10 protein-coding genes are annotated in these 12,048 nt (G+C 43.7%); 5 read left to right on the top strand and 5 right to left on the bottom strand.

The genetic code is table 11. The features are described 5' to 3' along the window. Positions 1 to 124: 124 nt before the first annotated feature. On the top strand, positions 125 to 2,347 hold the full coding sequence (locus ACRRS0_RS12585; RefSeq protein ID WP_432452853.1) for an NADP-dependent isocitrate dehydrogenase: 2,223 nt from the start codon (positions 125 to 127) through the stop codon (positions 2,345 to 2,347). 147 nt (positions 2,348 to 2,494) lie between these two features. Here ACRRS0_RS12585 and cspD read toward each other — a convergent pair whose 3' ends face one another. Next, on the bottom strand, positions 2,495 to 2,710 hold the full coding sequence (gene cspD / locus ACRRS0_RS12580; protein ID WP_432452855.1) for a cold shock domain-containing protein CspD: 216 nt from the start codon (positions 2,708 to 2,710) through the stop codon (positions 2,495 to 2,497). Positions 2,711 to 2,904: 194 nt separating this feature from the next. Here cspD and clpS point away from each other — a divergent pair, with 194 nt between their 5' ends. Continuing rightward, a complete protein-coding gene (clpS, locus tag ACRRS0_RS12575) occupies positions 2,905 to 3,222 on the top strand; it encodes an ATP-dependent Clp protease adapter ClpS (RefSeq protein ID WP_432452856.1) in 318 nt (105 codons plus the stop codon). Positions 3,223 to 3,257: 35 nt separating this feature from the next. Beyond that, a complete protein-coding gene (clpA, locus tag ACRRS0_RS12570; RefSeq protein ID WP_432452857.1) occupies positions 3,258 to 5,507 on the top strand; it encodes an ATP-dependent Clp protease ATP-binding subunit ClpA in 2,250 nt (749 codons plus the stop codon). Positions 5,508 to 5,584: 77 nt separating this feature from the next. Here clpA and infA read toward each other — a convergent pair whose 3' ends face one another. From infA to trxB, 4 genes are all read right to left on the bottom strand, one after another. Beyond that, positions 5,585 to 5,803: a translation initiation factor IF-1 gene (infA, locus tag ACRRS0_RS12565; RefSeq protein ID WP_016401030.1), complete on the bottom strand. Its 219-nt coding sequence runs from the start codon at positions 5,801 to 5,803 to the stop codon at positions 5,585 to 5,587. A gap of 83 nt (positions 5,804 to 5,886) precedes the next feature. After that, on the bottom strand, positions 5,887 to 6,570 hold the full coding sequence (locus ACRRS0_RS12560; RefSeq protein WP_432452858.1) for an arginyltransferase: 684 nt from the start codon (positions 6,568 to 6,570) through the stop codon (positions 5,887 to 5,889). Beyond that, complete coding sequence (aat, locus tag ACRRS0_RS12555) at positions 6,555 to 7,259, bottom strand: leucyl/phenylalanyl-tRNA--protein transferase (protein ID WP_432452859.1); 705 nt, start codon at positions 7,257 to 7,259, stop codon at positions 6,555 to 6,557. Before aat ends, ACRRS0_RS12560 begins: the two co-directional genes overlap by 16 nt. 124 nt (positions 7,260 to 7,383) lie before the next feature. Further along, positions 7,384 to 8,340 (bottom strand): thioredoxin-disulfide reductase, encoded by a 957-nt coding sequence (gene trxB / locus ACRRS0_RS12550; protein WP_432452860.1) that lies wholly within the window; start codon positions 8,338 to 8,340, stop codon positions 7,384 to 7,386. A 418-nt stretch (positions 8,341 to 8,758) separates the two neighbouring features. Between trxB and lrp the strand changes: the two genes are divergently transcribed. Together lrp and ACRRS0_RS12540 are read left to right on the top strand one after the other, a co-directional pair. Then, positions 8,759 to 9,247, top strand: a complete 489-nt coding sequence (gene lrp, locus ACRRS0_RS12545; protein ID WP_432452861.1) for a leucine-responsive transcriptional regulator Lrp — start codon at positions 8,759 to 8,761, stop codon at positions 9,245 to 9,247. Between the two features lie 291 nt (positions 9,248 to 9,538). Continuing rightward, positions 9,539 to 12,040 (top strand): DNA translocase FtsK, encoded by a 2,502-nt coding sequence (locus tag ACRRS0_RS12540; RefSeq protein ID WP_432452862.1) that lies wholly within the window; start codon positions 9,539 to 9,541, stop codon positions 12,038 to 12,040. The last annotated feature ends 8 nt before the right edge of the window (positions 12,041 to 12,048 follow it).

The following is a 12,048-nucleotide window of genomic DNA, read 5'->3' as shown; positions in this document are numbered from 1 at the left end:
TCGGCCGGTTAGCCCACAGCTGCGAGATTATCGTATGTTGTTGGTCACTGTTAACTAGCGCGCGGACTAGAGCGATTAACCAGTGATAGCCGCGGTGAAAGCAACCACAACTTTAGGGATCGACATGACGTCAAAGATTATTTATACCTTAACGGACGAAGCGCCAGCCTTAGCCACTTACTCACTATTACCTATAGTACAAGCGTTTACCAACGCCGCTGGTGTGCTCGTTGAAACTCGTGATATTTCTTTAGCTGCTCGTATTATTGCTAGCTTCCCAGAGTGCTTAACTGAACAACAACAGACTTCTGATGCCTTGGCTGAATTAGGCGAGTTGGCGAACCAACCAGAAGCCAATATCATTAAATTGCCCAATATTAGTGCTTCGCTCCCGCAGTTAAAAGCGGCGATAAAAGAGCTTCAGGCGCAAGGTTACGATTTGCCCGATTACCCTGAAGAGCCAAGCAATGAGCAGCAACTAACTGCTAAAGCTAAATACGACAAAGTGAAAGGCAGTGCGGTTAATCCAGTATTACGTGAAGGGAACTCTGACCGCAGAGCACCGGGCTCGGTGAAACAATACGCACGTAACAACCCGCATTCGATGGGCGCGTGGGCAAAAGACTCCTTAAGCCATGTGGCGAGCATGAGCCAAGGGGATTTCTATGGTAGCGAAGTGTCTACCACCATTAAGCAAGCCGGTTCGGTGTCTATTCAATTGAAAACAGATGCGGGTGAAGCGCTTGTTTTGAAAGATGCTTTTCCGGTACTCGAGGGTGAAGTGATTGATGCCGCCGCGCTCAATGTTGCCGAACTCGCTTCTTTCATTGAAGCTGAAATTGAAGATGCTAAAGCGAAAGGCGTACTGTTTTCATTGCATATGAAAGCCACCATGATGAAGGTTTCTGATCCAATTATTTTTGGTCACGTGGTGAAAGTATTCTTTAAAGACGTATTTGCTAAATATGGTGAATTATTTGACGAGTTGGGCGTCGATGTTAGTAATGGGTTAGGCGACGTTTACGCAAAAATCAAAAACTTAGATAGTACTCAACAGGCCGAGATAGAAGCGGCTATCGCTGCGGTGTACGCACAGCGTCCTAGCTTAGCGATGGTTGACTCGGATAAGGGGATTACCAACCTTCATGTACCAAGTGATGTGATTATTGATGCGTCGATGCCAGCCATGATCCGCGCTTCTGGTCAAATGTGGAATAGCGAAGGTCAGCAGCAAGATACTAAAGCAGTTATTCCTGATCGTTGTTATGCCGGTATTTATCAGCAAACTATCGATTTTTGTAAACAACATGGTGCATTCAATCCGACCACCATGGGCTCGGTTGCTAACGTGGGCTTGATGGCACAAAAAGCTGAAGAATATGGCTCGCACGATAAGACTTTCGTGGTTCCTGCTAGCGGTAAGGTTGAGGTGGTCAGCGATGATGGGACAGTCTTGCTGAGCCAAGTGGTCAATCAAGGTGATATCTTCAGAATGTGTCAGGTGAAAGATGCGCCCATTCGTGATTGGGTGAAACTGGCGGTTAATCGTGCTCGTTTAACCAATACGCCGGCAATTTTCTGGTTAGATAGTGCTCGTGCTCACGATGCTCAACTGATTGCCAAGGTTGAAACCTACCTAACTGAGCATGATGTGAGTGGTTTGGATATTCAAATCATGTCTCCTGATGAAGCAACCTTGTATTCATTAGAACGAGTGAAGCAGGGCTTAGATACTATTTCGGTGACTGGTAATGTGTTGCGTGATTACTTAACGGATTTGTTCCCGATCCTTGAATTAGGTACTTCTGCCAAAATGTTGTCAATCGTGCCCTTAATGAATGGTGGCGGATTATTTGAAACTGGGGCTGGTGGTTCGGCACCGAAGCATGTGCAACAGTTTACCAAAGAAAATCACCTACGTTGGGATTCTCTGGGTGAGTTTCTTGCTCTGTCGGCGTCACTGGAGCATTTAGGCCAAGTGAGTGACAATGCTAAGGCGAGCGTATTGGCGAGTACCTTAGACAAGGCCACCGGTATCTTCTTGGATAAAAATAAATCACCATCACGTAAGGTGAAAGAGTTAGATAACCGAGGCAGTCATTTCTATCTGAGTTTATATTGGGCTCAATGTTTAGCTGAACAAGATACCGATCCTTCGCTAAAGGCTACGTTCTCAGAACTTGCCGATAAGTTGACTATCAATGAATCTGTGATTATTGGACAGTTAAACTCAGTACAAGGATCAGGTGTAGACCTTGATGGTTATTACTTACCAGATACTGACAAAGCATCTGCCGCGATGCGTCCAAGTCTTAGCTTCAATGCGATCATCGATGATCTTCGCTAAACGTTGATTTAACACAGTATATATAAAGGCCTGCATCGGTTGTTGGCCTTTTTTGTGAGATGAGCAAATAATCATATATTTGTTAGCGCAAAATAAAATGCCAGTCTAGATGACTGGCATTTGTTTTTTTCTTGGCTTGGCGCGGTTTTAGTTTTGACTCTCATCGAATACGATGCTTACCGCGTGACTACCCTTTGGTCCCTGTTGTGTTTCAAATTGAACGGGTTGACCAGCTTTTAGCGTGCGGTAACCTTCCATTTGAATTGTCGAATAGTGGGCAAAGATATCTTCACCGCCTGTATCCGGGCAAATAAAACCAAATCCTTTTGCGTTGTTAAACCATTTAACTGTTCCGCTTGGCATACGACATTTCCCTATAAAATTTACCTACCAGACTCACTTGATTGGTCAATTGCGACACTTTTTCAAGTCAGCTGTGTAACAATCTAGTAAAATATTTACTACAGTCAAGTTTTCAATGAGTTTTTCTACTAGCGTTGTTAACTCAAAGCAGTTATGTTGAAAACAGAGACGCATTTTTAAGACTATAGTTTCATATGACCAAATTATCTGACTGGCTGGATGTTGAAGAAATAACCAAAGAAGCCAAAAGTGTTACCGAACCACCACCAATGTATAAGGTGGTTTTGAATAATGATGACTATACTCCAATGGAGTTTGTTATCGAAGTGTTGCAGTTGTATTTTAATATGGATTTAGACCAAGCAACTCAAGTGATGTTAACCATTCATTATAAAGGAAAAGGAGTTTGTGGGATTTTTACGGCAGAAGTAGCTGAAACCAAAGCTGCCCAAGTAAATCGTTATGCAAAGCAAAATGACCATCCTCTGATGTGTTCCATGGAGAAAGCATAGCTAAGTAGTATTGATTGTCTGTAGGGGGCCTATGCATGCTAAACAAAGAGTTGGAACAAACTTTAAATCAAGCATTTAAAGAAGCAAGACAACAACAACATGAATTTATGACCGTTGAACATCTGTTGTTGGGTTTATTAGAAAATGCCTCAGCAAAAGAAGCTTTAGTGGCTTGTGGCGCTAATCTTAACCAATTGACTCAAGAATTGAGTAGCTTTATTGAACAAACAACGCCTGTTATTTCAGAAGATGATAGTGAGCGTGAAACTCAGCCTACTTTAGGATTTCAACGTGTTTTACAGCGTGCTGTTTTTCATGTGCAATCTTCTGGGAATAGTGAAGTTAGTGGTGCTAATGTTTTGGTCGCTATTTTTAGTGAGCAAGAGAGTCAGGCGGTTTATTTTCTGAAAAAAGCTGATATTAGCCGACTTGATGTGGTTAATTATATCTCTCACGGGATCCGTAAAGAAGATGAATCTGATGCAGAGCAGGGAGCTGTTGAGAGTGACCTTCAATCAGAGGAAAGCAAACAGCTAGAAAATTTTGCCAGCAACCTCAATCAGTTGGTGCTAAAAGGTAAAATTGATCCACTAATTGGTCGTGATCAGGAGTTATCTCGAACTATTCAAGTGTTATGTCGTCGTCGTAAAAATAACCCGCTGTTAGTGGGGGAAGCTGGCGTGGGTAAAACAGCAATCGCCGAAGGCTTGGCTTATCGAATTGTACATGAAGATGTGCCTGATGTTATTAAAGATGCCACCATTTATTCTTTAGATATCGGTTCTTTATTGGCAGGAACCAAGTATCGGGGGGATTTCGAAAAACGCTTTAAGTCCTTATTGAAGCAACTCGAGAACGCCGAGAATGCGATTTTGTTTATTGATGAAATCCATACCATTATTGGCGCTGGAGCGGCATCTGGTGGGCAGTTGGACGCAGCTAATCTGATTAAGCCATTGCTTAGTAATGGTTTGTTACGTTGTGTGGGTTCTACAACGTACCAAGAATATAATCAGATTTTTGAAAAAGATCGCGCCTTAGCGCGACGTTTCCAGAAAATAGATGTGGTTGAGCCTAGCGTTGAGGATACAACCAAAATCTTGATGGGCTTGAAAAGTCGTTATGAAGCGCATCATGAGGTTCGTTATACCAAGCAAGCGATGCGTAGCGCGGCAGAATTAGCGGCTAAGTACATCAATGAGCGTCACTTACCCGATAAAGCAATTGATGTTATCGACGAGGCTGGCGCGAGTATGCGTATGTTGCCGGTGAGTAAACGTAAAAAAACCATTGGTGCCGGTGATATTGAAGCCATTGTGGCCAAAATCGCTCGGATCCCTGAGGCGAAAGTTTCTTCATCCGATCGAGAAGTACTCCGAAATTTAAACGAAACCTTGAAGATGGTGGTATTTGGTCAAAACCCTGCGATTGATGTATTGGTCGATGCAATTCGCCTTAATCGCTCCGGTTTAGGGGCAGAGCAAAAACCAGTTGGCTCATTCTTATTTGCCGGGCCGACTGGGGTTGGTAAAACCGAAGTTACTCAGCAGTTAGCAAAGGCTCTTGGGGTTGAATTAATTCGTTTTGATATGTCCGAATATATGGAGCGGCATGCGGTATCCCGATTGATTGGTGCGCCTCCTGGTTATGTCGGCTTTGATCAAGGTGGTTTATTAACTGACGCAGTATTTAAACATCCTCACTGTGTGATCTTGTTGGATGAAATCGAAAAGGCGCATGAAGATGTGTTTAATTTGCTATTGCAAGTCATGGATCACGGTACTTTAACCGACAATAACGGGCGTCATGCTGATTTCCGCAATGTTATCTTGGTTATGACCAGTAACGCAGGTGTTAAAGAAACCCATCGCTCAAGTATTGGTTTTAAAGAACAAGATCTTAGCTTCGATGCCATGGCCGAAATTAATCGGATATTTGCGCCTGAGTTTAGAAACCGCTTAGACAATATCATTTGGTTTAATCACTTGGATGAACAAATTATTGAACAGGTTGTCGATAAGTTTATTGTTGAACTACAAGCGCAGTTAGACGCGAATGGTGTCTCAATGGAGGTGAATACAGAAGCTCGTTTGTGGTTGGCGGAGCAGGGCTACGATAAATCAATGGGCGCTCGACCAATGGCAAGAGTGATTCGCGAACAGCTACGCAAACCCTTGGCAAATGAGATCTTATTTGGACGTCTTAATCATGGAGGGCATGTTGATATTGCCATGAAAGATGGCCAATTAGATTTTCAATATGAAGATGTGGTTGCAGAGGTATAGTCTGAATGAGTTGAAGGCAAAAAAGCCAGCTAAATGCTGGCTTTTTTAATAATTACTTGCTCTGAGTAATTAGCGGTTTAGCGCGCGCGGAAAACAATGCGCCCTTTTGACAAGTCGTACGGTGTTAATTGAACCGTAACTTTATCCCCGGTAAGAATGCGGATGTAGTTCTTACGCATTTTGCCAGAAATATGGGCAGTAACAACATGTCCGTTTTCTAGTTCTACACGGAACATTGTGTTAGGCAAGGTGTCTAACACTGTGCCTTGCATTTCAATATTGTCTTCTTTCGCCATTGAGTCCTCTGTTTGACACGCACTTATAAAAACGCTGGGAGAATGCCAGATTTAGCGCCTTGTGTAAAGTTTATCCTCCAAAACTATTGCCATTTATCATTAATAAAGCGTTGATGCGGGGTATAATTTTGTTTGTAGCTCATTTTTCTGCAATCATCCACTTGGTATCCAAGGTAAAGCCATCTGCGTTTTTGTTGTTTTGCTTGCTCAATTTGTTTTAATACAGCCAAAGAGCCGAGCGATAAGCTCGCCAGCTCGGGTTCGAAAAACGTGTAAACGGCACTCAAACCATCAGTGAAAACATCGGTTACACATAATGCAAGCAATCTGTCGCCTTGATATAGACGTAAGTATTGGGTGTCTGCCCAATCACAGCTTAAAAATTGATGGAATGCGGCTTCGCTGGTGGGGTACATGCTACCGTCACGATGGCGCGCTTCGATGTAACGCTCAAATAAGCAGTAATCAAGATTACTTAAATGTTTACTCCATACCAGCTGAAGATCTTTGGTTTTGCTCAGGACGCGTTTTTGGGAGCGTGATGGTATAAAGGCATTCACATCGACCCTTAGGGACTGACAGGCCTGGCAGCCGCTGCAATGGGGTCGATACAGCTCTTGCCCGCTACGCCTAAAACCTAATTCAATGAGCTGTGGGTAATAGGCTTGCTTTTCTGGTTTAGAACAAAGCGCAAAACATAGCTGTTCTTGTTGCTCAGCTAAATAGGGGCAGGGCGTTACTTGGCTTAGGCCTAAGGGTAATTGCATTGCTTTAGTTCCTGCGGGTACCAGCACTGTGAACTAATTTGGTCCAATTTTGCTAGGTTGAGCTTGGTTATAAATTGTGCCCGCGGTAGGTTTTGCATTCCGAGGCTAAGTAAATGGGAATTTTCAACCTGTCCATCAATATAACTGCCGCCCCAATATTTAAAATGGTAGCAAAATAAATGAAAGGCCAGCTTGGAGGCGTTACTCTCTAGATGAAACATTGATTCGCCGCAAAACATACTGCCGACAGCGATGCCATATAAACCACCCACCAAATGTTGTTGATGCCACACTTCAACCGAGTGAGCATGTCCTAATTGATGAAGTTTAAGATAAGCCTCTATCATGTTGGGGTTTATCCATGTTTCATTGGCGCGTAGCGCTGCACAGTTGCGAATCACCGCTTCAAAACTGGTGTTGATTGTGACTCGTAAGGGGGTTTTACGGATGAATTTTTGCATACTTTTATTGATGGTATGCATTGATAAATTTAGGCCAATTCGCGGGTCTGGACTCCACCATAACACGGGTTGGTCCTCATTAAACCAAGGGAAAATACCATGGTGATAGGCCGAAATTAATCGTGTTGGGTTTAGATCCGCACCGATAGCTAACAAGCCATTGGGATCATCTAAAGCAAGGTTAACTGCGGGAAAGGGGCTATCGGTGTCAAGTAATATGGCCTGCACAAGTTTCTTTTTATCTGAAGTGATTTGTGGTTGATTATCAAGAAACTTGATTTAAAAGGCAAAATGAAAAAGCCGATAAGATTATCGGCTTTAAATTTAAGGTGTCGCGAGAATAAACTAGTGCTTAGTCGTTTAAGCTATCTAAGTAACGCTCAGCATCTAAGGCCGCCATACAGCCTGCGCCTGCAGAGGTAATCGCTTGACGATAGATGTGGTCAGCGACATCACCAGCCGCAAAAATTCCCGGAATGCTGGTTTGAGTGGCATTTCCTTCGGTGCCAGACTGAATTTTGAGATAACCGTCTTTCATTGCCAATTGACCCTCAAAAATGCCTGTATTGGGTTGATGGCCAATGGCGATGAAGGCGCCCATGACTTCGATGTCTTGGGTACTGCCATCTTGAACTTGCTTGGTACGAACATGAGTCACGCCCATCTCGTCACCCAATACTTCATCTAGGGTTTGATTGAGGTGTAACACAATGTTGCCATTGTTTACTTTATCCATTAAACGCTTGGTGAGGATTTTTTCACTACGAAATTCTTCACGGCGATGAATAAGATGCACTTCAGAGGCAATATTCGCTAGATAGAGTGCCTCTTCAACAGCCGTGTTTCCCCCCCCCACTACAGCGACCTTTTGATTACGATAGAAAAAGCCATCACAAGTGGCACAAGCAGACACGCCTTTACCTTTAAAGGCTTCTTCGGAGGGAAGGCCAAGGTATTTGGCAGAAGCTCCTGTGGCGATGATGAGCGAATCACAAGTGTATTGTTGATTGTCGCCTTTCAATTTATAAGGCTTTGTTTGAAAATCCACTTGATTGATATGGTCGAAAATAATTTCCGTATCAAATTTTTCTGCATGCGCTTGCATCCGTTCCATCAACACTGGTCCGGTCAAACCTTCTGCATCTCCAGGCCAGTTTTCAACTTCGGTGGTGGTTGTCAGCTGACCGCCTTGTTGGATCCCAGTAATAAGCACCGGATTGAGGTTGGCTCTCGCTGCATATACGGCAGCGGTGTAACCGGCTGGGCCGGAGCCAAGAATAATTAGTTGGTGGTGATTCGCATTACTCATGGTGGTTATCATTCCTTATAGTTCTTGCTTAAAATATGAGGGTGTAAATCTCAATATCAAGCGCTAATTACGTAAAATATGCTGTTGGACGCAAAGCTATATTTTCATGGATGCAGCATAATCGGCTTATATAATTCCAGCAAATAATAAAACTTTATATGGATATGCGTATTTATCTAGCTATTAATTCGGCTTTTTACTTGATAGTCGGTGAATTTTGTGGAATAAATAATGCTCGGGCGTAAAACAAAAGTTTAAAAAAGTCTGTTCACTTGGGTTTTAGCTCCGTATCTTGGTTGTAATGACTTATTTATGTGGGAATGGATAAACACATAACATATGCAATGACTGCCAGTTTTAATGCATAAACAGTCAGGTATAACTTAGATATTTAGGGACAATAAACGTATTACCACTAATGGAAGCAAAAGGTCGACCAATGAAGGAACTGGATCGTATTGATCGCAACATACTTAATGAGTTGCAAAAAGATGGCCGCATATCAAATGTGGAATTGTCGAAACGTGTAGGATTAAGCCCTACGCCTTGTTTAGAAAGAGTTCGACGTTTAGAGCGTCAAGGTTATATTTGCGGTTATACAGCAATTCTGAATCCACAATACTTAGACGCCTCGCTGCTAGTGTTTGTTGAAATCACCTTGAATCGTGGCGCTCCGGATGTGTTTGAACAGTTTAACCATGCGGTACAACAACTTGAAGAAATCCAAGAGTGTCATTTGGTCTCAGGCGATTTCGATTATCTATTGAAAACACGTGTAGCTGACATGTCCGCTTATCGTAAGTTGTTAGGTGAAACCTTATTGCGTTTACCTGGTGTTAACGACACCCGTACCTATGTTGTGATGGAAGAAGTGAAGCAAAGCAATCGATTAGTCATTAAAAACTAAGCGAGCGGTTTCCCCCTCCAATTCATTTTTGGTAAAGTAAAACAAGCGGCTTAGCCGCTTGTTTTGTTTTTTAGTCAAAGATAAATTTTAATTGGATTTATTTATATCCTTCAGGATAAGCCGATGGTCAACAAAATGGTTCGCGAAACCAATAAGGATAAGGCTGAGATGGAAGTGAGCGGAGAGTTCAATTGTCCGATGTTTAAAGCCGTGATTATCGATTTTTAACTGTTAAAATGATTCGAGTATTATTTAAGTTGGTATTAGCTCAAGGGAACGCTTGTGACAGATATGACAGACAATAGATTGTCTGGTTTTGCCCGAATTGCCGAAGTAGGCGCAATTGCTATGGGGGCGCTAGGAGTATACCTAATGGTCGCCTTGTTAAGCTTTGACCCAAGTGATCCAAGTTGGTCGCAAACGGCTATTCAACAAAGCATTGCCAATGCCGCGGGAAGCTCCGGTGCATGGTTTGCTGACTTACTGCTGTTTAGTTTTGGATTCATTGCCTATAGCGTACCTTTGGTTTGTGGCTTTTTAGCATGGGCGCTATTCTGGCGGCCCTGTCCGATAGCCCAAGTTGATTTTTTTACTTTAGGCTTACGCCTTATTGGTTTCATTTTCACTTTCGCCAGCTTAACGACCTTAGCGAGCATTCATATTGACGATTTTTATTATTTTTCATCAGGAGGCTTAGTGGGAGATATTTTCACTCAGTTAATGATCCCGACCTTCGGTTTATTGGGTACTAGCATTATTTTATTGGCCGTATTTGCGGGTAGTATTACCTTGTTTACAGGTGTTTCATGGGTTCAGTTTGTTGAGTTGTTGGGTGAGGGCTTAGGCTCAGTGTTTACCAATCTGATTCATTTACCGAAACGAATTAGCGGTCGCAAACAATCACGGCTTGCCGCGGATGAATCGACCAATGAGACTTATCAAGCGCCTTTGCGTAAACCAGAGCTAGAAGAAGCTGCTATTAACCCTCTCGATGACAGTGAAACTGCCCAGCAAGAGAGCTTTGAAGAGCCATTGGACACCGTCACCGAGGGATCTTTACACGCTGTTGAGCCACATTTTAATCTTGATGATGATTTCGAGGAGCAATTGAGCCAAGCTAAAGCAGAAGTGGAGTTTGCTTATGAAGCTGAAGCCGTTGACCCTCCGAGTGTTATCCTGGATCAGAGCCCCCCAGAGCCGATGCCAGAAATTCCTTTTACTGAATCAAGTCAGCCAATGACCAATCAACCTTCCACGGCTGCTGAGGTGGTTAAGTCTAAACCCGCTCAGCCTCGTTTAAGCCCATTGCCTGATATGAACTTGTTAGATAGGCCCGACAAGAAACAGAATCCAATTTCCGCAGAAGAATTAGATCAAGTATCGCGGCTGGTGGAAGCTAAACTGCTGGATTTCAATATTCAAGCAAGCGTTGTGGCTGTGCATCCAGGACCGGTGATTACCCGTTTCGAGTTGGATTTGGCGCCGGGGGTTAAGGTGAGTAAAATCACCAACTTGTCTAAAGACTTAGCCCGAGCCTTGTCGGCCATTAGCGTACGAGTCGTGGAGGTGATTCCCGGCAAGTCGGTGATTGGTTTGGAGCTCCCCAATCGTTATCGAGAAATTGTTTATTTGAGTGAAGTGGTTGATAGCAGCGTATTCCATCAATCTAAATCTCCGTTAACGATGGTACTAGGCAAGGATATTGCGGGCCAACCAGTGGTGGTTGATTTGGCTAAGATGCCGCACCTGTTAGTTGCGGGAACCACTGGTTCTGGTAAATCGGTTGGGGTTAACGTGATGATCGTTAGCTTGTTGTATAAGTCGACACCAGACGATGTTCGTTTGATTATGATCGATCCTAAAATGCTGGAGTTGTCGGTCTATGAAGGGATCCCGCATCTGCTCTCAGAAGTTGTGACAGATATGAAAGAAGCGGCCAATGCACTGCGTTGGTGTGTTGGAGAAATGGAACGCCGTTATAAGCTGATGTCGGCTATGGGCGTACGTAATCTTAAGGGTTTCAACCAGAAAGTTGTTGATGCCATCAATTCAGGAAACCCGATCATTGATCCGCTGTGGAAACCTGGTGATAGTATGGACGAAACGGCGCCCTTATTAGAAAAGCTGCCGCATATCGTGGTCGTGATTGATGAATTTGCCGACATGATGATGATTGTTGGTAAAAAAGTAGAAGAACTGATTGCTCGAATTGCCCAAAAAGCGCGGGCGGCGGGTATCCATTTAATATTAGCGACTCAACGTCCTTCGGTGGATGTGATTACTGGTCTAATTAAAGCGAATATCCCAACACGAATGGCTTTTCAAGTTTCGAGTCGTATTGATTCTCGAACCATTCTTGACCAACAGGGAGCAGAAACGTTACTCGGGATGGGCGATATGCTCTATCTACCAGCAGGTACTGGAGTCCCTACCCGTGTGCATGGTGCGTTTGTCGATGACCATGAAGTACATGCGGTGGTTTCCGCTTGGAAGGCGCGTGGTGAACCAAACTACATCGATGAAATTTTGAATGGTGAAGCTGGACCGGATGCAATGCTCCCCGGGGAAGTGGCTGATTCAGATGAAGAGCTTGATACCTTGTTTGATCAAGCGGTGATGCATGTGACAGAAACGCGCAGAGGCTCGGTGTCGGGCGTACAACGTAAATTTAAGATAGGTTATAACCGTGCAGCGCGGATCGTTGAACAAATGGAAGTGCAGGGTATTGTCAGTGCGCCTGGACACAATGGTAATCGTGAAGTACTTGCGCCCCCACCGGTAAGAATTGATTAAGAAGAATT

The sequence above is a fragment of the Agarivorans sp. QJM3NY_29 genome (assembly GCF_050870835.2).
Lineage (GTDB): Bacteria > Pseudomonadota > Gammaproteobacteria > Enterobacterales > Celerinatantimonadaceae > Agarivorans.
This window is presented reverse-complemented; position numbering and strand designations above follow the sequence as displayed.

What these genes read in the sequence shown, in the direction of transcription:
- clpS (WP_432452856.1), top strand. Translation starts at nt 2,905, where the DNA reads ATGACCAAATTATCTGACTGGCTGGATGTTGAAGAAATAACCAAAGAA.
- ACRRS0_RS12540 (WP_432452862.1), top strand. Translation starts at nt 9,539, where the DNA reads ATGACAGACAATAGATTGTCTGGTTTTGCCCGAATTGCCGAAGTAGGC.
- ACRRS0_RS12560 (WP_432452858.1), bottom strand. Translation starts at nt 6,570, where the DNA reads ATGCAATTACCCTTAGGCCTAAGCCAAGTAACGCCCTGCCCCTATTTA.
- clpA (WP_432452857.1), top strand. Translation starts at nt 3,258, where the DNA reads ATGCTAAACAAAGAGTTGGAACAAACTTTAAATCAAGCATTTAAAGAA.
- ACRRS0_RS12585 (WP_432452853.1), top strand. Translation starts at nt 125, where the DNA reads ATGACGTCAAAGATTATTTATACCTTAACGGACGAAGCGCCAGCCTTA.
- lrp (WP_432452861.1), top strand. Translation starts at nt 8,759, where the DNA reads ATGGAAGCAAAAGGTCGACCAATGAAGGAACTGGATCGTATTGATCGC.
- trxB (WP_432452860.1), bottom strand. Translation starts at nt 8,340, where the DNA reads ATGAGTAATGCGAATCACCACCAACTAATTATTCTTGGCTCCGGCCCA.
- infA (WP_016401030.1), bottom strand. Translation starts at nt 5,803, where the DNA reads ATGGCGAAAGAAGACAATATTGAAATGCAAGGCACAGTGTTAGACACC.
- cspD (WP_432452855.1), bottom strand. Translation starts at nt 2,710, where the DNA reads ATGCCAAGCGGAACAGTTAAATGGTTTAACAACGCAAAAGGATTTGGT.